The sequence below is a fragment of the Clostridium sp. JNZ X4-2 genome, from assembly GCF_054889485.1.
Genome location: NZ_CM142685.1, coordinates 1,551,905 through 1,577,807, shown reverse-complemented (window position 1 = coordinate 1,577,807; position 25,903 = coordinate 1,551,905). Strand labels below are relative to the sequence as shown.

The window sequence follows — 25,903 nt, the reverse complement described above, 5'->3', positions numbered from 1 at the left end:
AAAGCCAGCTGCCGAAAAATAATTATATTATACCTATTTCTAAATATACTTATAATCAACTATTTACGGTAGCTGGTAGAAACGCTCAACCTCATTATGAGCTTATACAAGTGATCTATTAACTTTTATCTAATTATACTATGTTAAATTTTTTTGTCAATTTAGAATAGTCGGTTTATTTGGAATAACAGTCATATAAAATACCGTATTTTACTAAATCAAAATAAAACTATAAATTTTTACAGGTAAAGATTTAATATGGTTTCACCTAAAAATACGGTTATAATTGAAGCCAGTGAAATAAAAGGTCCAAAGGGTATGTAATCCTTCCTTGATTTTTTGCCTGACAGGATAAGAATTATTCCCACAGCTGCACCTAAAACAAAGGATAAAAACATCATCACCAAAGTCAGTTTAAACCCCAGGAACAATCCGCAAAAAACGCAGATTTCCATGTCTCCCCATCCCATTCCGCCTTTTGTTATAAGTATGATAATTGCAAAAAATATCCCGCTGAATACTCCTCCAAATATGAAGCTTCTTATTTCAAAACCCATATTCCAATACACTGCCATAAATATAAGGGCAGCAGCAAAACCAGCTGCTGTTGTCTTAAAATAAACATCTGTAGTATCAAAATCTATCATTCCCACAACAATTAAAATGCTCATAAACATGGCATATTTTATAAAATCAATACCTATTCCAATTTTAATATAAAGCATTAAATATAAAAGAGCTGTTGCAAATTCTATAAGAGGATATCTTATAGATATTTTTTCACCACAATATCTGCATTTTCCCTTTAAAACAAAATAGCTTATTATAGGTATCAGATCATGCCACTTTATTTTCTTCCCACAGTTTGTACAGTGGGAAGAAGGATATGCGGTGGACTCTCCCCTGGGTATCCTGTATATGCACACATTCAGGAAACTCCCTATAACAGCTCCAAAAACAAAGATAATAACAGCATAATAAATATCCATATACACTCTCCATTTTTAGGTAAAACAAAACCCTACACTTATGAATATAAGCATAGAGCCGGTTGCATCACTAACTCTATACACACCTGATGCCCAAATAAAATGTGCATTTCATTGTTTTCCCTATAGTAATATCAGATTATTTTAATAATAACATAATTTTTACTAATATGTAAGTACTTGTTTTAAGATTTGCAATCATTTTTTAAAATTAAATATTTCTCCGATATAAGTGCAAATTTCTTGTGCAAATAACAGCCTGACATTATTGTAATGCTTATTAAATATATGGGTTAATTCTTCTGAAAAACTTGTATAATTTTCGTCGAATTTTACCCTTCTTTCTAATTTTAATTTAGATTATAATTATATATGTTATCCACAATAATATCATGATTTTATATTATTATAATGCATTAAAGTTTTGCAATAAAAAAAGGCATCCTGTTAGAATGACTAATTTTATTAACACCTGCTTATATTCTGCCAGAACTATTTGTATTCCAAAAACATTTTAATATATTCAGGAGAAAATGGCAGTAAATTATCAAGTATACTATTCACTATTTCATCAACATTTTCATCTGTAATTTTTATTCCTTTCATATCATCTTCATCATTTACAATCATATTTTCCTCTTTAAACCTTTGTTTGTCTTCCTCATTGTCCATGCTTTCCAGTTGTTTTATAAATTTATTATATTGAGTTTCATAAATAGCCCTATAGCTTTCATGTTCCAATGCCTCTGAATTGCTTATACATCTGTCCGACAAATAAACATTGTCCTCGGTAAACATAAGATTTCCATATACATAGGCTCTCATACAAGGTTTTCCTTCAGCTGTGGGCAAATTCAGCTTCTTGTTTTCTTTCTGATGTATATTGAATTTATAATCAGATTGTTTTCTCTGCAGATAACATTTAGAATCCAGCTTTGATAATTTCTTAGTTACATAATCAGATATTTCTGGCTTAAATTTCTTTATGGTATTTTTAACTGTGATACCCATATCATCTCTCCTCGTTTATATATATTTTAATATTAAATTGCAAACAATCATCCATTTGCTAATTTAATTCACTTACTATTATATCACTATAATACTATAAATATAATCCAGGGCAATATCTTTAAGAACCTCTCCCCCTCATCAACTTCTTTTATTCCTATTCATTTCTGTTTCATATGGATTTCCCATAATTGAATTATCTACTTATATTTGATATTATCATCTTATATGCTGCAGCTGTCTCCATGTCAACAGAAGGGGGATTATATTGAAATAAATTCAATGGGCAGCCCAGGTAATATATTCATCATTAGGCATCAGGTGCAATTTTAGGGAGGTTTCAATATGAATGCTAAACTTAATATTATCATATCCATGCTCATATTTGGAAGTATTGGTGTATTTGTAAAAAATATAAATTTACCATCTGCTGAACTGGCTTTTTTCAGAGCTTCTATTGGAAGTTTATTTTTAATTTGTGTCTTCTTTATTAAAAGTGAAAAAATATCTTTTAGGTCAATAAAAGCAAATCTTCTATTGCTTATAATGTCTGGTATGGCCTTGGGATTGAACTGGATTTTCTTATTTCAGGCATATAAATACACTACTATACCCAATGCAACACTCAGTTATTATTTTGCTCCCATATTTGTAATACTATTATCACCCATATTTCTTAAAGAAAAGCTTACAGCAACCAAAATCAGCTGTGTTATTATAGCAATGGCAGGATTATTCTTAATACTGAATACAGGCTCCAATACCGCAGGATCATATAATCATCTAAAAGGAATAATATATGGGCTTCTGGGAGCAGTATTATATGCCAGCGTAATTTTAATGAATAAGTTCATTAAAAATTTATCCGGTTTTGAAACTACATTAATTCAGCTTATAATGGCAGCTATGGTACTTTTATTAAGCACAATTTATAAAAATAATCTCAATACAGCTGCCATAAGTCACAAGGCTTGGCTTTTTATACTTATAGTAGGCATTGTACATACAGGTATTGCCTATTTACTGTATTTTTCTTCAGTGAAAGAACTAAGTGGACAATCCATAGCAATTTTAAGCTATATCGATCCTGTTTCAGCCCTATTTATTTCCTCAATATTCCTGGGAGAAACCATGATACCAATTCAAATAATTGGAGGTATTCTTATTTTGGGATCAACATTTTTAAGTGAAAAAATAGGAGAATAAATGGGATTATTTCATGGAAGAAGTGTTATATGGGGATATGAATTTCCACTTTCCCATTTTGATACGGCTGCAGTTGAAATATCAATGGATTCATAGTTAACTACTGCAAGTTAAATTTAATAGTATTAAATCCCCGGGTGAAATCGGTTATTGCATTTAAAATTCTCTTTTTTCAAAAACTCTCTTTCCTATAAAATAGCCTGCTGCTAAATAAATAATTGATGTAGCATTTGACCTGAGCAAAGAGCTTAAACATATATTATCAGCTCTCACCTTTTCCATAAGTCCCAGCACTCCTATAGGAGAAAAACTACTTGTAACTGTCAATCTGTCGGAAACAGTTAAAAATATTGCAGCCGCAATACCTATGGTAATACTGATATTTTTATTTTTTATAAACATGGATAATATTCCTATTATAAGTCCGAAAGACGTCACAGGAATAACAGCACTTAAGTAAATCAGAAGTATTCTGCAAATGCCCTGAAAGCTTATCTTAAATATAATAGAACTTATTATGAATCCTATAAAGATATTTACAAATACAATAAAAACCGAGTACACAACCAGGCAAAGTATTTTGGCTCTAAAAATATTATTATGGCTTTCATCCAGCCTTGCAAAGTATTTCATGTTTCCGCTAAAAAAATCTTCGCCAAAAATGCCTACGGAAAACACCACCACAAAAAATACAAAATAAGGTACAACTGTCCTGAATATAAATTCCGTACTGAACTGTTTTAAAAATATTACACTGTTCATATTTAATATGTCCATCCTAATCTGCCTGCTGTATTGCCTTGTCTTTGGGACATCATTCATTATATTGATTTTTTCCACATAAATCATATAACATATAGCCGCCACCATAAAGGTTACAAACAGCAGCAGTATATAAACTTTTTTTGAGTGTATCATCTTTATGATTTCATTTTTCAAGAACTTCAATGTCAGCATAGTATCTCCTTTCCTTCGAAAAGCTTTAAATCCACAAACAAAAAAACTGATATATAAATCAAAAACAAAATAATTGAATTCCCATCAATTTGTCCTTTGATGACACATTGCCATAAGAACCTTCTTGGAGTTACATCTCCCGCTACTTTCGGTATGAAATCCGACATTATTACGATTAGAAAAACCAACAGTGATATAATACTGCTGTTTTTACATAGTATTGAAATCATTACATATATAAGTAAAACAGGCATTAATGCTGCTAAAAACATGGAAACCATTTTCAAAACCTGTACTACATCTATTTGTCCACCGTCTTCGATTATATAAATCAAGCACAAAAGAGAAAAAGTAAAAACCATCATTGCAGCAGTTATAAAAATCAATGCAATTATCTTGCTGAAAAATACACTTTTCCTATTTTTAAAGATAATAAAAAATTTCATGCATCCGCTTTCATAATCACCAGTAAAGATATCGGAAACTACAGGCGCCAATATTATTGGCATAACAAACACCAGCATTTCCATATTGCTTTTCAAGAAATCATAATAAGTTGTACCAATAAAGGAACTACCTGCAAATATAACATCATCCATTAAGATAAATGTAATTATAACCCCTCCGTACAAACACATTTTAAAAGGAGTAAAAAATTTTATAAATTCATTTTTTATCATATTGATCTACTACCTCTTTCATAAAATAATCCTCCAGGGAACTGCTCTTTTTATAAATATCCTGAACTTCAATATTATTATCAGCTATGAGCTTATTTATAAATTTAAAATCCCCTTTATTGATTTCCACGCAAATTCCATTTTCAATATCCCTTATTTTTAAGGACACGTGACATAAGATATGCTTCAACTTATCTTTTTCCACTGTAATTATAGTGTACTTTTCCCTGCTGTTGTCCAATAAACTTTCCATGGAATCTTCAGCTACTATACATCCTTTATTTATGAGAGCCACTCTGTTGCACAAATTTTGAACTTCATTTAAGATATGGGAGCAATATATGAATGTTGTATTATTTTCCCTGGCCAATTTTTTTACTAAATCTCTCATTGTCTTTACTCCTTCCGGATCAAGTCCATTGGTTGGTTCATCCAGTATTGCAATTTGAGGCTTGGTCAAAAACGCCCTTGCTACTGCAAGTCTCTGTTTCATTCCCATTGAATAATTACCTGCCTTTTTATTCCTATATTCTGTCAAATCCACCATTTTCAAAACTTCCATAATCCTTTCATCAGGAAGGTTTAATACATTTGTATATAATTTCAGATTTCTGTATCCGGATAAATTGTTGTAAAAGCTTGGATAATCTATCATGGCACCTATGTTGGAAGTATTATTCCCCTCAATATGGATTTCACCTTTCCATGGCTTAATAAGTCCCAATATAATCTTTATTGTAGTGGTCTTTCCTGCTCCATTGGGGCCTATAAATCCATATATGTCCCCTTTGAATACTTTCATATTAATGTTTTTCAGAACCATTTTATGTTTATAATATTTACTTAAATTCTTTACTTCCAATATAGACTTCAATTTTTTCTCCCCTTTTAAAATTTTTATATAAAATAAAAAACCAGAAACCTAAATTTAAAGGTTTCTGATTAAATATTACCAGTCTTATCATCTATTTTATCTTCACATTTCCTAAACAACTTTTATACATTCATAAATACCATTCTGCTTTACTATTATGATGAAAAAGTCCACGTTTATGAAAATAAATTTTTAATCCAAAGCTCCTGTATGAACATATTGCCTTCAACAGATGTATTTATAAACACATTGTCATACTTTTCATCAATAATTTTCTTTAACGTATACAGTCCCAACCCTCTGCCTTCACCTTTTGTAGAAAACCCTTTTTCATATATTTTATGAACTTCAGGTTTTTCACCACAAAAATTATTGTTTACTGCAGCAATAATATACTCTCCTTTACTTAAAATACAGAAATAAAGTTTTGGATCATCACATTTTACAGCTGATTCAACAGCATTATCCATGAGTATTCCAATTATTCTGCACAGTTCCATTGTATTCATAGATATATTAAAAATATTCTCCACTATTTCCACTTTTATTTCCACATTCATAGATAATGCCTTTATAAGTTTTGTTGACAGCAGGGCCTTCAATCCGGAAATTTTAATATATTTCAGTTTATCTATATTACTGTTGTCCCACTTTATATTTTGATCCATATGGATGACATTCTCATAAAAAAATTCCTTAAGTCCCTTAACATCTCCATTATCTATATATTCTTTAAGAGGTGTAAGCATATTTATATAGTCATGCTTGAACATTCTGGTCTGACTATACATTTCCTCCACCATACTTGCATATTCCTCTATTTCATATTTCTCCTGAATTTCTCTTTTTAAACCTATCTGGACTTTTAAACTTTTTTCATAATTATAAATTACCACAAGTATAAATACAGTAGAAAAGAGAGGAATAACACTTGGAATATACCAGTCTATTACAAAAGGAAATATTCTGTAATCCGCTGAATTTACATATGGATATATGAGCAGAATACTTAAAGCTATAGGTGTACTCATAATTAAAATTATTTTACCACTTGTTTTCAGTGATGAGAACTTCAGCTTAAGTTTAAGTTTTGATATAAAAAATGACATAACCAATACCAATGCATATGCAATAATGTAATCTTTTAAAAGCAGATTATCTTTTGCTCCGGTAAAACCTTTTACCATAACACTTATAAAATATATGGTAAAAATAACAATAAGAGCTTCTATTGTGCAGTTTGTATTTTTACTGTTTTTCAACTCAACAATAACAATAATAATAAAAATAGGCAGTACAATGGAGTATGAACCGGTTTGGAGTACTACTCCAATTATAAAAGATATAAAAAAATATTTTGTTATATCTTTTATATCAACTTTATCTTTAAATAATATGTATATTGAAATGCAGCACAGTATACTTGTAGGCAGCGGTGGCAAAATAAGATCTGTAAAAAGCCTGCTCATGGGAAATTTTTTTATTATCATGATACAAGTCCCTTTTTATATCTGAAGGAAACATAACATTCTTCTCCATTTATCATAATTATTCTATTGTTTTTCATATCTATTTCTTTAATTTTGTCTTTGTTTACAATATAGGATTTATGACATCTGTAGAAATTCAAGTTAAGCTTTTTTTGTATATTCTTTAGATTTCCGTAAAATTCTATCTGCCTGTTTTCCTCATGTATCCTTATTTTATGTGCCGTACCACTGGTTTCAATAAACAGAATGTCACATAATCTTACATTTATTATCCTGGAATCTTCATTTATTGAAATGTAATTCTCTTTGAAATTATCACTGTAATAAGTATTGTACGCCTTTATAAGACAACTATTTACTCTTTGTTTAAAATCACTTTCGTCTTTTGCTACATAATCCATAGCTTCCACTTTATATTTAAATACCATGTAACTCATTTCCATATGAATAGTGGTAAATATTATAAAACCCCTGGGATCTAAATTTCTTATTTTTTCGCCTAATTTTATACCATTCATACTGCTTTTCAAATCCACATCTAAAAAGTAAATCCCTGTAATATGATACTTTTTAATGTATTCAATTATTTTTTCTGGATTTTTTGTACACAAGGATATCTTAAGATCCATACTTTCTCTTATAATAGTATTTTCAACAATTTGCTTTATTTTATCTCTGTAAGCTGAATTGTCATCACAAATAATTATTTCCAGCATATCTTTTCACGTCCTGTTATAAAAAATAATATAATACACTTTTATTCTATCACATGCTCATAGAGGAAATTAGAGCAATAAACTGAGCATCCTCATAACATTTGCAAAAAAATTATATTATAATGCTTCCTTTCATATATGGTACGGCTTTTCCGCTTACCTTAACCCTCCTGCCAGCTATTTCACAGTACAGTGTGCCGCCTCTTTCTGATAATTGTTTAGCTATCATTACACTTTTATTCAACCTTTTCCACCAAAATGGTACTAAATTGCTGTGCGCCGACCCGGTTACAGGATCCTCATTTACTCCCAGCTTTGGATAAAAACATCTTGATACAAAATCTACATCAATGCCCCTGGCTGTAACAATAACTCCCAAACCTTTGTCTAATTTTTTCATCCTAGAAAAATTCGGAGCCAATTTTTGTACTTGTTCTTCTGTTTTAAGTACAACAAACAAATCTCTTGACAAATACAATTCAACTGGTTCTACACCAATAATTTCCGAAATCACACCTTTTGACAGTTCTATCCTTTCTGGTTCTCTCAGAGGAAGATCCATCTCATATAAATCACCTCTGCGCTTAACCTTAAGTATTCCACTGGCAGTATTAAACAACATTTCTTCAATTCCAACATCAACGTAATTAGAAATAACATAAGCCGTTCCCAAAGTAGCATGTCCACATAAATCTATTTCTGCTTTCGGAGTAAACCATCTTAAATCATAGTTATTTCCATTTTTAACTACAAAGGCTGTTTCCGACAGGTTGTTTTCCCCTGCAATTTTCTGCATTGTATCATCATTTATCCATTTATCTAATACGCATACACCAGCGGGGTTTCCTTTAAATATTTCATCAGCAAAAGCATCAACAACATAATATTCCATTTAAAATCATCTCCCTAATATATAATTTTTCTTTATCTTAAAAATTATTATTTAAATTATAACATAATAAGATACATCTTCCTTACCTGTTCATAAAATTGGATAAATACTATCTGAATTAGGGCCAATTTTTTCTCCATCCCGCGGCGTTTTTTTTCGGACTTTTACCCATGAGTACGGACCCATGCTGGGGCACACTGAAAAAAAAGTTGAGAATTATCATTTCTCAACTTTTTAAGGTTATCATTTCACAGCCACATATATATCCACCTCAGAATTTTCACTGCCATCATATCTTTTGTCATAAAGTTCAAAATCTCCTGTATAAGTTCTTTGAATATCAGCGTTCCATATATATTTCCACGCTTTTCCAATGCTCTCGGGCATTTTGCCTTTTGCAGTTATCACATAATATTTTGAAGGCGGTATCACCTTTGATACCATGCCTTCGGGTACTGCAGCTGCATCTGAAACTTCATATCCAACTATAAAGGAATAAGTCCCAAACTCCTTGTTTTCATAGTCTGTATACAATCCCAGTATTTCACCACTGTTGATTTTATTCTGTATTGAATCTCCAAGTTTTTGTTCCAGAGACCCCTTCCACAGTTTTTCAATTTCAATACTGCAATTCTTATCTTCATTACTGGTTCTCATCTCTTTTCCAACTAGCATTATCCTATCTTTTTCCACTATTTTTAAATCCATCAGTGCCTTTTCCACCTCTTCAAATTAGGAAGACAATTTTCCATAAGTGATCTTGCTTCATCTTCCCCCATCCCTTTTTCTTTCATAAAGGGAATACAAGTTTCAATCATCTCTTCAATGGTTAAGTCCGGCTGCTTGAAGGCTCCATTTTCATAACAATATATACAGTATTCATCACTTTTCATTTCATTTGATTCTGTGCCGTAAAACTCCTCACTTAAAGGCATTCCACAACTCTGGCAATATTTCTGTTCCATAATACATTCTCCTTTCATATGTTTATAGACCCATTATACAGGAGGCTTTTGACATCATTATGTCATGTTTGAATTTATTTATACATATTGCTTACTTTTTTGCACTTTTCCTTTATGATTTCCCTTATACGCCCTGGTTTAAGCACTTCCACATATTCACCATAGCTCAATATCATGGAATAAACCCAGTTATCCTCTATAACTTCTGTATTTACTATGATACTGCCGTCTTCAAGAAATGTCATTTCATCTTCATCAAAATAATCCTGTATTCTATACTTTGCTTTCTCTGAAAATTTAAGTGAAATCTTTGTGGAAACCTTTTTAGAATCATTAGCCTTTATATACTCTCCATAAGAAATCCGGGATTTACAAATTTCTTCATCTAAAACCTTCAGCCCATCTATTCTGGACAACTTAAATATTCTATAATCTTTCCTCAATGTGCAAAATGAAAAAAGATACCAGGAAAATCCCTTAAATACAAGTGTCACAGGTTCCACTTTTCTGAAAATATATTCCCCTTTTGCATTTCTGTAATTAAAACTTATATATCTATTGTACTGCAGTGCATCATATATAATCTTGTATTTTATGTTTTCATTTTCAGATCTTTTAAATCCCCAGGGCAGTGTGTCTATAAATATTCGTTTGAAGTATAAGTCAACTGTATCCTTTTTATTACAGGGTATAATGCTTTTAATTTTTTCCATAGCCATTTCCACATTTTTGTCATCAAGAACTCCATTTATATTTTTCAAAGTCCCCACTATGGACATCATATCTTCCAGTGTGAGGAACTGATGACTTATCTTATAATTGTCTAAAATATAAAATCCACCATTGTTTCCCTGTTTTGAAGCTATTGGAATTCCTGCCATATTGATTGCTTCAACATCCCTGTAAATTGTTCTTACAGATACCTCGAATTTTTCAGCAAGTTCCACTGCAGATATTTTCTTCCTGTTTAAAAGCATTACCACAATTTCCAATAATCTGTTTATCTTCATAAGCTCTTAACCTCCTTCCCGGTAAGTTGATTTTTTGTTTTAATATTTAAAAAAACAGCCTCTATCTGAAATATACCATTGTAAAAATTTATATACAACAGGCCATGCAAATCTTCTGAGATGTAAGTTATGGTTCCCAGTACAATGTGGCATAATTTATGGAAATGAATCCTTAAATATAAATAATAAAAAAAATACATCTGAGTAAAACTATAAAAAGGAGGTGTTTTTATGTCAAAAACAATACCAGATAAAATAAAAGATAAGAAGCAAAAAAAATCAAAAAACAATCAGCCTATAAACAGTAGTGATTTTGAATCAAAAACACATTGGAAAGCTTACAGCAGTGAAAAGGGCTATCAAATTTGCGGAAGAGATACCCATGTTGAAGAGTGATTTTCGTTTTTAATCATAAGAAAAAAATGAATATTTTATGTATATCGGGAGATATTTTTGTATCTCCCTTGATTTTAAACTGGACAAAAGCTTTAATAATTCTTTTAAAAAAGATACTATAACATGACATACTGTTGTCATGTTATAATAGGTATAATAAAAAACGTAGATGAGATCATCTCAACACTAATGCCATGTTAAGTATTTGAGCATCTGAACATTATTAATTCTTATCTATTTATCAAAAATGATTAGGAGGTACTTTCATGAGTGCTTGTTTATGGCCTGGAAATAATCTAATGATGCTACAGTATCATGACAACGAATGGTGTGTACCAAGCCATGATGATTCATACATATTTGAAATGCTTACATTAGAAGGCGCTCAATCTGGATTATCATGGAATATAGTACTTTCAAAAAGAGAAGACTATAAAAAAGCTTTTCACAATTTTGAAATTGCCTATTGTTCAAAGTTAAGTGATGAAAAAATAGAAAGTATCAGAGAACAGTTCAACGTTATCAAAAATTTATCAAAACTTAAATCTGTAAAAAACAATGCATTGGCAATCATTAAAATACAATTAGAATTTGGAAGCTTTTCTAATTTCTTATGGAATTACGTCGATTTTAAACCATTGATAAACAACTGGAAATGCGATAGTGATATCCCTACTAAGACTAGTTTATCAGAGCAAATCAGTAAAGATTTAAAAAAACGGAACTTTAAATTTGCGGGACCAATAATTATCTATTCATTTATGCAAGCAATTGGCATGGTCAATGACCACATAATAACATGCCCTCACCATTCTGCAAATAAATAATCTATAGAATTTTATAGAAAGGACATCTCATATTAATCATCTTTCATTTTATTATTTACTCAATTATTATATTCAAATACACTATTATTAGTGCCTTTTTTCCATGCAAAATAAGCACCCCAAATAACGGGTGCCTATTTTACACTATAATATAGTAAGAAGTTAAATCTTATAAAAAAACCTTATGGTAGTTGCATTTAAATTTACAGTGCTCTGCAACCACAAACACTAATGTAATTAATACTTTTTATTTCCCTAAAACACTTACAATTATAAATCATACTTATTACGTTTTAATTTCATATTCATTAACTATTTCTAAATTATTATATTTACGGCTTATTTACCCCGCCAGCATTGTTAAGAGGCTTGACGGGTTTATTTAATATGAGCCTGTTCTTTTTCGCAAATGTACTATCGCCCATATAACCTTAAAAACCTGACAACGTCATGTCAGGTTTTTTGATTCATCACTTTTATAAAAGCTGCCAATTATCCCATGTCCAAGTATTATGCCGAATATCAAATAGGTAAATACACTGTTAGTGCTTAAAATAAGCACTAAATTCTGTACAATAAAATAAGGCAGTAAATTTTCAAAATACAATATCAGATATATAGAAAATGCTGTCATAGGCAAGCATATTATAATTACTTTACCCCAATTTATTTTCCAAATGCCAGGCTTTTTAATTTCTTCCGCAAACCTCTCCAATCCTAAAATCACACCTATCATTGCCGCCAGGATGACAGAAATAATAATATACAAATTATTGTATTTAAAATTTGCGTTCCTGTAGGATATAATAGCATTCTCCATGCTCACGATAGCATATACAATGAGTAAAATACCAATTAAATATAATAAATAGGCCTTATATCTTTTCAAACAAATTCCTCCCTCTTACAGGATTAAATTCCCATTAATCTTATTTTATCATTCAATATAAATTTTCACAATATATTTAACAATGAAAAAATTTAATCTTCTTTGGATATAAACTTGTCAATTCTAAAATTGATCATTTATAAATGCCAGTGTTTTCAGGAGTTCTTCAAATTTATCAATGCCTATTTTTCCCTCAATTTGAAACTGTGCTTTTTTCCACAATAAAGTGGCTTCATTCAATTTCTCTTTTCCTTTTTTATAAATTAGCCTGTAAAACCTCGTACCTTGTGGTCGAGGATGTAAGGGCTTTAAGTTAGGGGAGTTCAATACTCCCTTAACTTAACATTACACTAACTTCTGATTTTGAATGTACCTTTGAATTGTTTCAGTCGATACCGAACCTGCTGTACCAACCTAATAACCTTTGCTCCATAATCCACTACCCCAAAACCTTTGTCGTTTCAGATTTGGAAAGGTTCTAAAAATATACAGTGCAGATACACTTTTCAAAGTCTTAACAATGTCTACTGGTGCAATGGTTGGAGGTGTAGAAATAAATAAATGACAATGGTCAGGCATTATTCCCATTTCTAATAACTCATAACCATAGTTGAAGCAAATCATTTGAAAAACTTTTTTGAGTTCTTGCTCTAAAGTATTCTTAAAAATGCTATGACGATATTTAGGACAAAAGACAATGTGGTAATTAATATTGTAAATGCTATGCTTTGTTTTCAGTACCTTCGTACTTGTCAATTATAAGTTTCATTCCTTCCTCAATTAAGTCATTAGCATTGATTTTAGTTTGTTTTTCAGCACTTACTTTAAGAGCAAGGATTTGAATTTTAGAATATAAATTAACATCTAAAGTTGTATTAATGCTTTTTCTTGCCATGCTATCACCTCATATAAACTATACCATATAGTTGACGCTGCTTCAATGATGTTGTATAATAACTACATGAACTATATGAGAAACGAAGTGATATTGTGGAAAAGGCTTTCAAGTTTAGATTAGTACCAACTAAAGAACAAGAAATAATATTAAGTAAGACTTTTGGCTCTTGTAGATTTGTATATAATCACTATCTTGAAAAGAAGATAGACTTATACAAAAGTGAAGGGAAATCCATGTCTTATGTTGAGTGTGCCAACGATATGAAAAGCCTTAAAAGTCAACATGAATGGCTTAAAGAAATAGACGCAATATCACTTCAACAGAGTTTGAGAGATTTGGATAAAGCATATAAGAATTTCTTTAAGGGTAGTGGCTTCCCTAAATTCAAGAGTAAACATAATCATAATCAAAGTTATAGAACTCAAATGGTTAATGATAACATCAAAATTGAAGGCAATAAAATTAAACTACCTAAAATTGGTTGGATAGAGTTTAAAAAACATAGAGAAATTCAAGGTAAAATACTTAATGTTACGGTAAGTAGAACCCCTTCGAATAAGTGCTTTGTTTCCATTTGTTGCACCAATATTGAAAGTGAAAAACTACCTCAAAATTCTAATGCAATAGGCATTGATGTAGGTATAAAGTCATTTTGTGCTATGTCCAATGAGGAAACTATAGAAAATCCTAAATATCTTCAAAAGTCTTATGAGAATTTGATTAAGGTTCAAAGAAGATTAAGCAGTAAAACTAAAGGAAGTAAGAATTATCATAAAGCAAGGGTTAAACTTGCAAAAATCCATGAGAAAATTGCCAATCAAAGAGCAGATTTTTTGCATAAGGAATCTTTGAAACTTATAAAAGAAAATCAAATTATAATTCTTGAAGATTTGAATGTAAAAAACATGATGAAGAATGAAAAGTTAGCACAAAGAATAGGTGATTGCAGTTGGTCGGAGTTCACAAGACTACTTGAATATAAGGCTGAATGGTATGGTAGAACTGTACATAAAATAGATACTTTCTACCCTTCAAGTCAATTATGTTCGGTATGTGGCTATCAAAATGCAGAAGTAAAGGACTTAAACATAAGGGAATGGATATGTCCTAAATGCGATAGCAAACACGATAGGGATACCAATGCAAGTAAAAATATTCTAAAGCAAGGATTGAAAGAACTAAAAATATCAGTGGCATAAGCCTGTAGATAAATACGGTAGGAACTATCGGAATTAAGCCTGTGGAGATAGTAGGTTGCGAGGTCGAAGAAGCAGGAAGCCCCATCCCCTTGTGGGTGGGGTAAGTTCACCAAAGCAACAGATAAAAGATATGGAAATAGTGCATCTAAATTTATTGGAAAAGCCCTAAAGTTTTATGCTGAAAATAATAAATAATAAATTAAAAATTATTAAAAGGGTATATTAAGTAGATGATGTTAGGTTAAATACACTATATGACATACTATTAAAAAGCACCTATAAAAAGTGCTTTTTTAGTTTACATTAATTTATTTTTACATATTTGCGTGATGTGATAATCGATAAAATATACATAATGTGGGTTCTATGAAAAATTTGGATTTAAAAGCTTAAATAATGCTGAGAGATTTATAATCTAGTGAGGACATAAAACTAGCCCATAAATTGTGTCATTAACAGTCTTCCGCCCATTGCAATTAAGAATACAGCCATAGTTAATTTCAAATATTTATTAAGAACATCCTGCTTAAATTTTGCAAGAATTTTAGGCCCCAAGTATGAACCCAGCAATGTACCAATTAAAAGCATTATGACATACTTCCAGTCAATAATGCCCATACTTAAATGCATAAGCAGGCCAATAGCGGATGTACCTGTCAAAACATAAATAGAAGTTCCTACAGCTTTAATCATGGGAAGTCCTAAAATAAGCAGTCCTGATACAATTGGACCACCGCCGCCTCCCATAGATACAACAAAAATTCCGACAATCAAACCTGCCAGCGATAATAAAATAAGCATTATTCAACTACTTCCTTTTTTTCATACTTTAATTTCACATAACTTTTACATAGAAAATGTTTTTCAATTTCTCTCAACAAATCAGGATAATAAAATCTGGCCTTTAAATTCAATTTTCATTATTTGGCCTTCTCTCCATAAACTAATATAATTAGATTGTATACTTTTATAGTTAATTTATAAACTAAATAGAAACATGATATTCTTAATTTAAATCATTGAACTGGCAGGTGTACAAAAATGACAAAAAAAAGAGAACTTTCAAAAGAAAAAGTCCTGAACAAAGCTATGAATATTGCTGAAAATGAAGGTTTGAATTTATTAACTTTCCAAAAATTATCACAATCCCTGAATATTAAACCGCCATCTTTATACAACTACTTCAGAAACCTGGATGAATTAAAAATAACAATCGGCAGTATTTTTTTTAATAGCCTGGAAGCTGTCCTATATGAAAATTTACTTGGATTATCCGGAAAGGATGCCATTAAAGTATTTTGTTCAACAATTCGTGATTACAGCCTGAATCATCCTAAGCTGGCAATGGTTATTTTAATAGTTCCACAATATGAACATCAATCTATTATTTATCAATCTTCATTAAAAATCATCAGGATGTTTGAACAGCTTCTCAGTTTTACCGGCAAACCAAAACCAGAATTGCTTATGCTCTCAAGAAGCATCCGCAGTGCAGTTTTAGGATTTATTTTACTGGAACTCTCAGGATACTTTGAAAATAAAATGGCCAACAAAGATGACAGCTTCAAAACAATGCTGGATATAAATCTATCCCCACTTCCATAGCCAATACTAAGATGCCACCTATTGTCAAATTATAATTTTTATCATTAAAACCATTAATCACTTTAACCAATAGGCTGGTTGAACCAATATTCTTGGTAGTTTTGTATTAGAATCGCCCTTAGCTGTATTGAGCTGAGCCTGTGTAACAAAAATACTATTTGTGAGATTGGCCCCACTAAGGTCGGTATCCCTCAAGTCAGCTCCTATCAAATCAGCTCCGCTCAAATCCACACCTCTCAGTTTTGCTGCAATAAGACATGCTCCCCTCAAGTCTGCACCTATAAGATTGGTTTTTCTCAAGTCTGCACCAAAATAATCTAATCTATGAGAATTAGTATTCTGATTTTTCGAAAGAGTATTTTTTCTTTTATGCGCTTTACTGCGTATAATTTCACTGGTATCTTTAAGCAAAATATTAACCTTTATCCTATGAGCTGATTCAGTTCTTTATTACGTCTATCTTCATACATATGTATCATATTATTTATCTCATATAAGTTCTGTATCAGCACCATGTAATTTTGCTCCTTCAAGTACTTTGTTAAGAAGAATAGCTGTGTTTTTATTTTTCCTGAGGCTTCCGCTAGTAGCTAATATTTTCATGAATTGCCCCTCCATTTAATTAACTTCAAATACTTCTAGTATACTTTCTCCGCTTTTTCAGCAATTAATCAAAATTTTATTTTGATTTTAATATCCCAACTCTTCTCCAACTAGGATTACCTTTATTCTCCCTGGAAATCTCCCAATACGTGTAATAACCGTATAAGTACATATAGAGTTAATTCCTACACAATTGCCGCACTTCCCGGTAGTAGAACATGGAGTTTTGTAATTATGCCTAATAGTATTTTGAGGACATGCTATTAATTTAATTCTCTTATAAGCACTTTCCACATCGTAACATACTTTATTCATTCCTACAACTACAACAACATGTTTGGGGCCGTACATCATTGCCGCTAAACGGTTGCCGCTACCATCAATATTTACAAGTTCACCATTTATTGTAATAGCATTGGAACTTAAAAAATAGTAGTCACTTGTTACTATTTTACTGTAGATTTCATCTCGTTTATCTGATAGTTTTTCATCAAATAAATCTTCTACATCAGTATAAGAATAGTTACCTGATTTTACTGCATCAAAAAAACCAATTTCTTTTAAAGTCTGAGAATCTCCCCAGGCTATTTTATCTTTATGAGATAAAAATGACATAGCTTTTTCTAAAGCTTCTTCTTTTGTATTGGTCCAAAAACCTTCCATCCCTTTATATGAAAGATTTTTGATAATTGTATTTGCAAGCTTCTTATAGTATTCTTTTTTATTTGTCATATTGTACACCTCTTTCTATAATATCTTGTTATAAAAACATACTATTTACCATTATTGTATCCAATTCTTCAGGATAATCAAAGTTCGTAACAATTTCTGCCTTTGCAGCTAATCTTTTGTAGGCGGATTCTGCAATATTTTCACTTAAGTATAATTTCATAAAAGTTCTTCCTCTATTAAATTATATTTTTAATAAAGTGTTATTTTATATCAATTAGGAATACTTATAAAGTGCTTTAATTCAGCCAGTATATAAATTATAATGCATGACTCAGAAATATACTTGTTTTGCAATGAACAAGTCCATCATCCGCATATTTACATCAGGCACTGGATATGGAAGTTTATTTTTATCCAGTTATCAAATACATAGTGCATAAAAAATGAGAATACAAAAAAATATCTCCCTTAAAATTCAGAAAGGGCAATTAAGAATCACTGGGTTTTAAAACAGCATCTTTATTATTTCTGAATTTATAAAAATAAAATGCTCCTAAAAATCCAATTATGGATACAGCTCCCATAAAATAATATGCCGTAATCATATTATAATTATGAGAAATTATTCCTGTTAAAGCCGGAATTATCGTCATACCAACTGCATAAATTGCCTGAAAATACCCCATGGCAGTAGATTTCTTATTTTGATCAACATTTTTCATTGCCTCACTTGTACAAAATGAAAACAAAATTCCCGTAGACATTGCCATTAAAATCTGTGCAAAATATATATAGGTTATAGAAGATGAATTGGGAACTACTAAACAATAAATGCAAATGCATACAAGAACAAGAGGAATCCAAAATTCAGGGCCTCGTTTTAATGCCAGTTTTGATGCGGAAAAATAAGAACTAATCACTGCCGCCACTATGTATATTATTGAGTTCATTCCAATTTGAAAACCGGAGGCTCCAAGTTGCTTTACAATCTGATTTGTAAAAGACATTACAGTAGACATGAGAATACCTTGTTGAATCAGAGTCAGCAGAGAAAATCCTATTAATCTTTTATCAAAATACACAGTTATAAGTTTTTTCACTGGAACAGGTGTGAAATTTATATCCGGTTCCTTTATAAAAAATGCCAGTATAGTTGAAGGCAGTGCCGCTGCAACACTCAGTATGCATAAAATGTTCATTCCAAATCTGTCATAAAACAGGGATCCTGCTGCAAAACCTACAAGAACACCCATATTGTTTGCTGCAATAATTGTTCCCATTGATTTTTGCATTTCATCTTTTTTGAAATAATTTGAATATAAAACCATAAATGAAATCCACATAGCTGATGCCAATCCTGAAAACAAACTTCCAAGAAGAAATCCAATACCATTAGGCATAAATATTCTAAAAAGTGAAGCTAATCCACTAGAACTGCTACCTATTATAATGAAAAACTTATGTCTGCCCCTTATATCTGCCATTACTCCTATAGGCATACGAAGTATCATCTGGGAAAGTCCATAAGCACCTACAACTACTCCAATAAAATTGGCAGCCACACCTACGGAAAGTAAATATGGAGTTTGATATGGCATGTACACATATTGTGAAAACCAAAACATTACCACTATTACGAGTAAAATTCTTTTTTGTACTTTTATATTTAATTGCTCCATTGCCATTCTCCTCTTATAATAAAATGCAGATATCACAACACATATTTACGTATCGTGATATCTTATATATTTGTTTCTATTTTATTTTTTCATAAAATATCCCTGCCCATTTCGCAGACAATATTCCACCTATAATAAGTAAAATACCAATATAATAAAATATATGGGGTTAGATGGAGCACCCATGAACTTTCCCTCTTTTCAACTCCTTAACCTAGTTTACTCCTGCAAATTTAATAATAATTCAATTATATCACTAGTTAATTAAATATACATCTCAAATTTTCTTTGTATAATCTGTAATGCCCAGTCTGTTTCCAAAAGGATCTTCAAATTCAACAGCCATGCCTGTCATGATTTCAAAAGGTTCAGACAAAAATTGGACACCTTTTTTCTTTAATTTATCATATTCAATTTCAACATTTTCAACTTCAAACCAAATGGTGGGCTTCATATTTTTAAAAATACTCTCATCTTTTAAAATAATTGCCGGTTCTTCATTTCCAATATTAAAAGCCACCATTCCTTTTATAGAAAAATCAAATTTCAACTTCAGCCCCAGGATACTTCCATAATATTCCTTAGCCTCTTCTAAATTGTTTACTCCCATAAAAAAATTATCGTAATTTTTCATAACAAATTCCTCCTATATATTTTATCTTCACATATATAGATGCAATAAAAGAAAGAGTCAAGATTCATATGTGCCCGATAGAGAAGTCCTTTTATTGCTCCCTTGGATATGTCTAATATTCTCGATACTTCCTCCAGCGACAACCCAAACATATCAACAAATGAAAAAGCTATTCGTAGTATGGATTCTAAAGAATAAATCCATACTATTGCATTAATCTATAAAGTGTGAAATCTCTTCCAGACTCTTTCGCACTTTTCTTCGGGGTTTTTTATCCGCAGAATAACCAATGGATAGTACAAGCCTGATTCTGTTAGAACTTTCTATTTTCAGTAATTTCTTAAGCTTCTTTTCATTGAACCAGCCCATAATGCAGGTAGACAGTCCCTGTTCCACAGCCGCAAGACACAGCTGGGCAGTTGCAATGCCAATGTCAATGGAAGAATAGTCCTGATTTTTGATTGCTCCTCCAACCCTGGCTTTGATATCCCCTTTGTCTTCCATCACAATTATAAACGCCGGGCACTTATCCGTAAATTTATTCATGACAAGATCCTGAAGACACTTTGCCACCTTGGATGACAGTTCTCTGTTATTTACAACTATAAATTTCCAGGGCTGTTCATTACAGGCTGAAGGTGCTATTCTGCATGCTTCTATGCAGGCAGTCAGCTTTTCTTTTTCAACCTGTTTATCCAGATAATTTCTGCAGCTTTCACGCTTATTTATTAAATCAAAATAATTATTCATATCCGCTCTCCTTCCAATAATAAGCTTTATTATGTATTATTATACACTAAAACTTTTAATCTCATTTTATCTCCTTCCATCTTCTTTCCTCATAATAAAAAATTTGTTATATATGCCGCATCACTCATAATTTCTGGACTTCTTTATAGAACAGTTTTTGTAATAAGATAAAATTTGCAGTATTAGCATATTGACAATTCTTAATTAAACTTCTAATATAAGTTACATAATGGAAAGAAACGGTGGGATAAATTATGAAATATTATAAAAGCATATGGATAGAATTATTATTTAAAATGCCCTCTTTATTTTTTGGCTTTTTTTTATGTTCTATAGCAATAATTCTGGCACTTTATTCAAAACTTGGAATGAGTTCCTGGGATGTTTTTCATATGGGCATAGTTAATCATTCCATTTTTTCCTTGGGACAGGCCACACAAATAGTAGGTCTTTGCGTTATACTGCTGTCAATTTTTCTAGGGGTAATTCCCGGAATTGGAAGTATATTTAATATGTTTTTCATTGGAATTTTTGTAGATTTAATCAACAATACCGGAATATTTAAAACACCGGAAAATATGATGGGAAAAATACTAATGCTCATATCATCTATCATACTTATGGGTATATCTACATATTTCTATTTACGAGTTGAACTGGGTGCCGGCCCCAGAGATGGGCTTATGGAAGGACTTGTAAAAAGGTTAAACAAGCCAGTATGGATTATAAGAGGGTCCATGGAAATTACAGTCCTGATAATAGGATTCTTTTTAGGAGGTCCCGTTGGATTTGGAACTCTGGTATCGGCAATTGGAATTGGACCTTCAGTAGAACTTGCATTTAGAATAGGAAAATATGATTCTAAAAAAGCTCATCACATGGATTTCATAGACCTGTATAAAAACATCAAGGGTGCAGACAGTGTAGATATTATTGAATCCAGGAAATCTGTTTAGTTTATTGTTTTACAACACTTTTTCATTCTCCTGCAGCCCTTTTCTGCCATACTATATTGATATCAGTGATTCTCCAGATTCATCTGATAGGTATGCAGCTGATGTATCATATTAAATCAAGCTTCCAAACAATTGAATTTTCAACTGCTATACCCTCATTTGCCATGCATTTGTGCCCTAGTATCTTTACATTTTTATCATCTAATAAATTACAGATTGCTTCTCCATATTTTATATTCTTTTTAACCATAATAGGATTTGATTTGCAGTATCCCAATTTTTCAAAGGGGAAAGAAGTCCTTGCACAGAGATGTATTATGGAATTGTCAAGATAGCCCTCCAGGCTTTTTATAAGATTATAGGATATTTCACCGCTTAATTTTTTATAAATTGCGGGACCTATAACATCTATATCACCGCTTGGATCAGCATAGGATATTATTCTGGCCCCTTTTTCTATACCCTTAATAATATATTCTCTAACACTGTTTTGTATAGTCAACAGTGCATTATGAATAACATTTTCCTGCTTTCGAAGTCCTCTATATATAGTCAAATTATCTATCAGCAAGGTAAGTATGGTAAAGGGTCCTTCTACATTGAGAGCTACAATGTTTCCTCTGCTGCTTAAAATATCAACACAATCCAGCACTTCCTTTATCATGCCTTTATTAAAATCAAATTCACTGAGATTGGAAAGTTCTTCGATTTTCGAGTATTTAAAGTCATCTGCTAAAATGCCATTGGTGTATTTATCCAATCTCATCTTGCTTCCAAGAGCCTCAGCTTCAACTACTACAGAAAATGGAACATGGCAAATTGCACTTTCATGAATTTCTTTTATCTTTTCAGAAACTGCAGCCATGCAATCCTTTTTCAAATGTGCATCTCCAAAATATATTCCAGTTTGTTCTAAGACTGCTGCTGGAATCTGTTCCATACTTTCACCTTTACATACTGAATCAATATTAAAATCCATCTTTTATATCTCCTTCTCATACCTCGTAAAGTATTGTAAGCCCCTTGTCACAGCGTTTATACACAGCCTGCATATAATCATATTTTGTTATATAGCTTTCCTCTGACCAAACTTTTTGCAATTTTAACTGCTTCCACTGCATTTGAAGAATACCCGTCAGCATTAATTTTATCTGCAAAGTTTTGGGATATGCATCCTCCTCCCACCATTACCTTGAAATCTTCTCTCACATTTTCTTTCTCTAAAATACTGATAACTTCTCTTATACGATTCATTGTTGTAGTCATCAGACTGGAAACTGCTATAATATCTGCATTTACCTTTTTAGCTTCTTCATAAAATTTTATTGGAGCAACATCTCTGCCTAAATCTATTATTTCAAATCCTGCTGTTTCCAGCATAATTTTCACAAGAGTTTTTCCTATATCATGAGTATCTCCCTGAATAACTCCTATAACTATTTTGAACTTATTATCACCGGATTTATTCAAATATGGCTTCAGCACATCAATTCCCGCATACATTGCATCTGAACACATGAGAAGTTCCGTCACAAAATATTCCTCTTTTTCAAAAAGGACTCCGGCTCTTTCCATACCATTGCAAAGACCCTTCTCTATTGCTTCATAAGGGGATATTTCCTTTTCTACTACTTTTCTGCAAAGTAATACTGTTTCATCTTCATCCATTTCAACCACTGCATGGGATATTCTTTTTAAAAGCTCCTCTTTATCAATGGACATTTTTAATCCAAAACCTCCTTTAAATGTTCCGTTTCAAATATAAGGGTTTTAATGGCCACAGGCACCACTTCTCCTGATGGAATAAATTTACCAATGTCTACATAGTCCCCTTCCCCGACCTGCAGTTGATCTATACATATTATATTTGTGTTTGGAAGTAATACTCTAAGAGTTTGTCCTAATACTTTTGCATAATCCTGTTCCATTATAACTATAAGAGGTTTACCAAGTTCTATTAATTGGCTGAAACCTTTAATGATACCTTCTGCCAGAACATTGATATCAGAAAATGATAAGTATCTTTCTTTTGGAACAGCTATGGCTATATTGTCCATATAGTCCTTATTAAAAAAATTTTCTATATGTTTCTTTATAATTGAACTTATTTCATCACTCTTATGGGGAATTAATAATTTAAAGGGTTTAACTACAGGTATATTTTTTAAAGGTAAAATATCATTATTTACATAAATGGTGCTGCCGCTTATGCTAATTATCTGTATACCTGCACCAATTACTGTAGCCCTTATAGTTTCACAGGGTTTTTCCAATCTTATCTTTTTAAAAGATAATTTTTCCCTTATTTTCTGACCAAATAAAGGTCCAATATCACTATACTTTAATATATCTTCTAACCTCATAGGACTATGGCAGCTGCAATTATACGCATAATTGGCAACACCTCCGGAAATCATAATAGAATCCATTTGATAATTGTGACAAAGGGGATTTGACATCAAAAGTCCTTGTGTAAGTTTACTTAGTTTTTTATTGAATAAACATTCCATCAGTATATAAACCATTTTATCCGTAATTTTCTTCAATACATCGATATTAATTGAATCTCCCACATTTATATCCAATTTTAAATTCTTTAATATAATTTTCATAGGCTCAGCAATATGCCTGACTTTTTTTGTCTTTTTGTCTATTTCAATTATTCTGCCCCCAATATTTAAACAACAGCAGTCAATTGCCTTTCCATTTTGAAAAACAGCTATATTTGCAGTACCACCTCCAATATCAACATTTGCAACAGTACAATAATTTTTTCTTGAGTATTCTGCTGCACCTGAACCTTTCCCAGCTATAATTGATTCTAGATTTCCTCCTGCAGTAGCTACCACAAAATCTCCAGCAAGATTTGAAATTTTCAAGGAAATTTTTTTTGCATTCTCTTTTTTAGCAGTTTCGCCTGTAATTATAACAGCTCCTGTATTGATATCCTTGGAGCTGATACCTGCTTTTAAATATTCATTTTTTATTATATCATCTATCTTTTCGTCATCTACCGTGAAGGCATTTTTTAATGGTGTAAAATAAATTTTGCTTTTATATATTACTTCCTTTTTTGTTATTTCAATTTTAGGGACAAGTGTTCCCGAGGAGATATTTTCCACTGTCAAATCACTTATAATAATCTGTGTAGTGGTTGTCCCAATATCGATACCAATACTTTTTATAATATAACTTTTACCATTTAACATGACATTCCCTCTATTGCAGCATCTCAGCAAGTTCTATTCCACTGGCTTTAAATTTCAGCATATTCTTTACTAAGGAAGCTATTTGAGCCCCTGCTTCTGCAGGAGGAGTTCCCTGCTTGTGAATATTGGATATGACAGTTCTATCCGCTTCCACAGTTTTCTCAGTAGGCCTGTATATTATATAGGCACTCATACCTTCAGCTGTATTTAATCCCGGCCTTTCGCCTACCAGCTCTACAATCACATCACAATCCAGCAAAATGGCAATCTCATCCTCCACTCCCACTCTTCCATATTTTACGAAAAAAGGGTTCCCCGTGCTTATGCCTTCTACTTTTAGGCCCTGCAATAATGACAATACCACATCTCCTGCATTTGCTTCTACAGCAGGAGAACTTAGACCATCTGCAATAATTATTTGAACCTGTTTCCCCTTTTCACAATTTTTAAGGACCTTTTCTTTTGAAACTTTATTTAGCTTTCTCCCCTTCTGTGGTTTTTTTAAGTATTCATTTTTATCTTCTGCCAGAGTCTGAACCTGAAAAAAATTATTTTTAATGAGAAATTCCTGTGAAACCTCCATGTCCACAGCATCACGAGCTGCTGCATGATCTGCAAGGAAATTTAATAACGCAGAGGTTTTTAATCTTGTACCACACCTGCCAATGCAAATTCGTGCAGTGGTAGATTTTTTCATAACTTTTAACGCCTCTATATTATGAGGATTATCTATATATATTTTATCTTTACTATAAAGTGTATACCCAAAATCACTATTAATATTTTGTTTTTCCAT

31 protein-coding genes, 2 pseudogenes and 2 riboswitches are annotated in these 25,903 nt (G+C 31.5%); of the genes and pseudogenes, 6 read left to right on the top strand and 27 right to left on the bottom strand.

The genetic code is table 11. The features are described 5' to 3' along the window. Positions 1–32: 32 nt before the first annotated feature. Positions 33–130: riboswitch (purine riboswitch) on the bottom strand. Between the two features lie 109 nt (positions 131–239). Beyond that, positions 240–989, bottom strand: coding sequence for a prepilin peptidase (locus ACYUJ6_RS07640; protein WP_461845222.1), 750 nt, complete (start codon positions 987–989; stop codon positions 240–242). Between the two features lie 47 nt (positions 990–1,036). After that, positions 1,037–1,121, bottom strand: a riboswitch (cyclic di-GMP riboswitch). Positions 1,122–1,481: 360 nt separating this feature from the next. After that, positions 1,482–2,000, bottom strand: coding sequence for a hypothetical protein (locus ACYUJ6_RS07635; protein ID WP_461845221.1), 519 nt, complete (start codon positions 1,998–2,000; stop codon positions 1,482–1,484). Positions 2,001–2,345: 345 nt separating this feature from the next. Between ACYUJ6_RS07635 and ACYUJ6_RS07630 the strand changes: the two genes are divergently transcribed. Then, the gene (locus tag ACYUJ6_RS07630) at positions 2,346–3,206 is read left to right on the top strand and encodes a DMT family transporter (protein WP_461845220.1); all 861 of its coding nucleotides are present in this window, start codon (positions 2,346–2,348) and stop codon (positions 3,204–3,206) included. Positions 3,207–3,362: 156 nt separating this feature from the next. Here ACYUJ6_RS07630 and ACYUJ6_RS07625 read toward each other — a convergent pair whose 3' ends face one another. From ACYUJ6_RS07625 to ACYUJ6_RS07585, 9 genes are all read right to left on the bottom strand, one after another. Further along, complete coding sequence (locus ACYUJ6_RS07625; RefSeq protein ID WP_461845219.1) at positions 3,363–4,163, bottom strand: hypothetical protein; 801 nt, start codon at positions 4,161–4,163, stop codon at positions 3,363–3,365. Next, positions 4,157–4,843 (bottom strand): ABC transporter permease subunit, encoded by a 687-nt coding sequence (locus tag ACYUJ6_RS07620; protein WP_461845218.1) that lies wholly within the window; start codon positions 4,841–4,843, stop codon positions 4,157–4,159. The genes ACYUJ6_RS07625 and ACYUJ6_RS07620 overlap by 7 nt, the downstream gene beginning before the upstream one ends. Then, on the bottom strand, positions 4,830–5,717 hold the full coding sequence (locus ACYUJ6_RS07615; protein WP_461845217.1) for an ABC transporter ATP-binding protein: 888 nt from the start codon (positions 5,715–5,717) through the stop codon (positions 4,830–4,832). The genes ACYUJ6_RS07620 and ACYUJ6_RS07615 overlap by 14 nt, the downstream gene beginning before the upstream one ends. A 176-nt stretch (positions 5,718–5,893) precedes the next feature. Continuing rightward, complete coding sequence (locus ACYUJ6_RS07610; protein ID WP_461845216.1) at positions 5,894–7,207, bottom strand: sensor histidine kinase; 1,314 nt, start codon at positions 7,205–7,207, stop codon at positions 5,894–5,896. Continuing rightward, a complete protein-coding gene (locus ACYUJ6_RS07605) occupies positions 7,204–7,923 on the bottom strand; it encodes a LytR/AlgR family response regulator transcription factor (protein WP_461845215.1) in 720 nt (239 codons plus the stop codon). Before ACYUJ6_RS07605 ends, ACYUJ6_RS07610 begins: the two co-directional genes overlap by 4 nt. A gap of 112 nt (positions 7,924–8,035) precedes the next feature. Beyond that, positions 8,036–8,815, bottom strand: coding sequence for a PhzF family phenazine biosynthesis protein (locus tag ACYUJ6_RS07600; protein WP_461845214.1), 780 nt, complete (start codon positions 8,813–8,815; stop codon positions 8,036–8,038). 243 nt (positions 8,816–9,058) lie between these two features. Then, entirely contained in the window at positions 9,059–9,523 is a 465-nt protein-coding gene (locus ACYUJ6_RS07595; RefSeq protein ID WP_461845213.1) for a GyrI-like domain-containing protein, read from the bottom strand. Beyond that, the gene (locus tag ACYUJ6_RS07590; RefSeq protein WP_461845212.1) at positions 9,523–9,780 is read right to left on the bottom strand and encodes a zinc ribbon domain-containing protein; all 258 of its coding nucleotides are present in this window, start codon (positions 9,778–9,780) and stop codon (positions 9,523–9,525) included. Before ACYUJ6_RS07590 ends, ACYUJ6_RS07595 begins: the two co-directional genes overlap by 1 nt. 74 nt (positions 9,781–9,854) lie before the next feature. Next, positions 9,855–10,790, bottom strand: coding sequence for a helix-turn-helix transcriptional regulator (locus ACYUJ6_RS07585; protein ID WP_461845211.1), 936 nt, complete (start codon positions 10,788–10,790; stop codon positions 9,855–9,857). 231 nt (positions 10,791–11,021) lie between these two features. On the opposite strand from ACYUJ6_RS07585, the gene ACYUJ6_RS07580 reads away from it, so the two are divergent. After that, a complete protein-coding gene (locus ACYUJ6_RS07580; RefSeq protein ID WP_461845210.1) occupies positions 11,022–11,186 on the top strand; it encodes a hypothetical protein in 165 nt (54 codons plus the stop codon). A gap of 266 nt (positions 11,187–11,452) precedes the next feature. Beyond that, positions 11,453–12,013, top strand: coding sequence for a DNA-3-methyladenine glycosylase I (locus ACYUJ6_RS07575; RefSeq protein WP_461845209.1), 561 nt, complete (start codon positions 11,453–11,455; stop codon positions 12,011–12,013). Positions 12,014–12,461: 448 nt separating this feature from the next. Here the strand turns inward: ACYUJ6_RS07575 and ACYUJ6_RS07570 are convergent, their stop codons facing one another. From ACYUJ6_RS07570 to ACYUJ6_RS07560, 3 genes are all read right to left on the bottom strand, one after another. Then, positions 12,462–12,902: a hypothetical protein gene (locus ACYUJ6_RS07570; protein WP_461845208.1), complete on the bottom strand. Its 441-nt coding sequence runs from the start codon at positions 12,900–12,902 to the stop codon at positions 12,462–12,464. Positions 12,903–13,316: 414 nt separating this feature from the next. Then, a complete protein-coding gene (gene tnpA, locus ACYUJ6_RS07565) occupies positions 13,317–13,658 on the bottom strand; it encodes an IS200/IS605 family transposase (RefSeq protein ID WP_242977743.1) in 342 nt (113 codons plus the stop codon). Beyond that, positions 13,624–13,797, bottom strand: a complete 174-nt coding sequence (locus ACYUJ6_RS07560) for a hypothetical protein (RefSeq protein WP_461843753.1) — start codon at positions 13,795–13,797, stop codon at positions 13,624–13,626. Before ACYUJ6_RS07560 ends, tnpA begins: the two co-directional genes overlap by 35 nt. Before the next feature lie 95 nt (positions 13,798–13,892). Here ACYUJ6_RS07560 and tnpB point away from each other — a divergent pair, with 95 nt between their 5' ends. Then, on the top strand, positions 13,893–14,999 hold the full coding sequence (gene tnpB, locus ACYUJ6_RS07555; RefSeq protein WP_461842427.1) for an IS200/IS605 family element RNA-guided endonuclease TnpB: 1,107 nt from the start codon (positions 13,893–13,895) through the stop codon (positions 14,997–14,999). A 432-nt stretch (positions 15,000–15,431) separates the two neighbouring features. Here tnpB and ACYUJ6_RS07550 read toward each other — a convergent pair whose 3' ends face one another. Beyond that, a complete protein-coding gene (locus tag ACYUJ6_RS07550) occupies positions 15,432–15,800 on the bottom strand; it encodes a TSUP family transporter (RefSeq protein WP_461845207.1) in 369 nt (122 codons plus the stop codon). A 240-nt stretch (positions 15,801–16,040) separates the two neighbouring features. Here ACYUJ6_RS07550 and ACYUJ6_RS07545 point away from each other — a divergent pair, with 240 nt between their 5' ends. Then, on the top strand, positions 16,041–16,604 hold the full coding sequence (locus tag ACYUJ6_RS07545; protein WP_461845206.1) for a TetR/AcrR family transcriptional regulator: 564 nt from the start codon (positions 16,041–16,043) through the stop codon (positions 16,602–16,604). Between the two features lie 57 nt (positions 16,605–16,661). Here the strand turns inward: ACYUJ6_RS07545 and ACYUJ6_RS07540 are convergent. The 8 genes and pseudogenes from ACYUJ6_RS07540 to ACYUJ6_RS07505 form a co-directional block, all read right to left on the bottom strand. Next, positions 16,662–17,039: pseudogene (locus ACYUJ6_RS07540) on the bottom strand (pentapeptide repeat-containing protein); the annotation flags it as partial. A gap of 54 nt (positions 17,040–17,093) precedes the next feature. Continuing rightward, positions 17,094–17,207 (bottom strand): NAD(P)H-dependent oxidoreductase, encoded by a 114-nt coding sequence (locus tag ACYUJ6_RS07535; protein ID WP_461845205.1) that lies wholly within the window; start codon positions 17,205–17,207, stop codon positions 17,094–17,096. Positions 17,208–17,294: 87 nt separating this feature from the next. Further along, the gene (locus tag ACYUJ6_RS07530; protein ID WP_461845204.1) at positions 17,295–17,939 is read right to left on the bottom strand and encodes a lactate utilization protein; all 645 of its coding nucleotides are present in this window, start codon (positions 17,937–17,939) and stop codon (positions 17,295–17,297) included. A 28-nt stretch (positions 17,940–17,967) separates the two neighbouring features. After that, positions 17,968–18,099: a hypothetical protein gene (locus tag ACYUJ6_RS07525; RefSeq protein WP_461845203.1), complete on the bottom strand. Its 132-nt coding sequence runs from the start codon at positions 18,097–18,099 to the stop codon at positions 17,968–17,970. Positions 18,100–18,367: 268 nt separating this feature from the next. Further along, positions 18,368–19,558 (bottom strand): MFS transporter, encoded by a 1,191-nt coding sequence (locus tag ACYUJ6_RS07520; protein WP_461845202.1) that lies wholly within the window; start codon positions 19,556–19,558, stop codon positions 18,368–18,370. 277 nt (positions 19,559–19,835) lie between these two features. Further along, on the bottom strand, positions 19,836–20,192 hold the full coding sequence (locus tag ACYUJ6_RS07515; protein WP_461845201.1) for a VOC family protein: 357 nt from the start codon (positions 20,190–20,192) through the stop codon (positions 19,836–19,838). Positions 20,193–20,236: 44 nt separating this feature from the next. Then, positions 20,237–20,410: pseudogene (locus ACYUJ6_RS07510) on the bottom strand (RNA polymerase sigma factor); the annotation flags it as partial. After that, a complete protein-coding gene (locus ACYUJ6_RS07505; protein WP_461845200.1) occupies positions 20,406–20,942 on the bottom strand; it encodes a nitroreductase family protein in 537 nt (178 codons plus the stop codon). The gene ACYUJ6_RS07505 and the pseudogene ACYUJ6_RS07510, both read right to left, overlap by 5 nt. Positions 20,943–21,196: 254 nt before the next feature. On the opposite strand from ACYUJ6_RS07505, the gene ACYUJ6_RS07500 reads away from it, so the two are divergent. Beyond that, a complete protein-coding gene (locus tag ACYUJ6_RS07500) occupies positions 21,197–21,898 on the top strand; it encodes a YczE/YyaS/YitT family protein (protein ID WP_461845199.1) in 702 nt (233 codons plus the stop codon). Positions 21,899–22,004: 106 nt separating this feature from the next. Here the strand turns inward: ACYUJ6_RS07500 and ACYUJ6_RS07495 are convergent, their stop codons facing one another. The 4 genes from ACYUJ6_RS07495 to eutC all read right to left on the bottom strand — a co-directional run bounded on the left by ACYUJ6_RS07495 (position 22,005) and on the right by eutC (position 25,903). Then, entirely contained in the window at positions 22,005–22,877 is an 873-nt protein-coding gene (locus ACYUJ6_RS07495) for a uroporphyrinogen decarboxylase family protein (protein ID WP_461845198.1), read from the bottom strand. Positions 22,878–22,954: 77 nt separating this feature from the next. Further along, positions 22,955–23,620 carry a corrinoid protein gene (locus tag ACYUJ6_RS07490; RefSeq protein ID WP_461845197.1) on the bottom strand — a complete coding sequence of 222 codons (666 nt, stop codon included), beginning with the start codon at positions 23,618–23,620 and terminating at the stop codon, positions 22,955–22,957. A 2-nt stretch (positions 23,621–23,622) separates the two neighbouring features. Continuing rightward, positions 23,623–25,107: an ethanolamine ammonia-lyase reactivating factor EutA gene (locus tag ACYUJ6_RS07485; RefSeq protein ID WP_461845196.1), complete on the bottom strand. Its 1,485-nt coding sequence runs from the start codon at positions 25,105–25,107 to the stop codon at positions 23,623–23,625. Between the two features lie 10 nt (positions 25,108–25,117). After that, the gene (eutC, locus tag ACYUJ6_RS07480) at positions 25,118–25,903 is read right to left on the bottom strand and encodes an ethanolamine ammonia-lyase subunit EutC (protein WP_461845195.1); all 786 of its coding nucleotides are present in this window, start codon (positions 25,901–25,903) and stop codon (positions 25,118–25,120) included.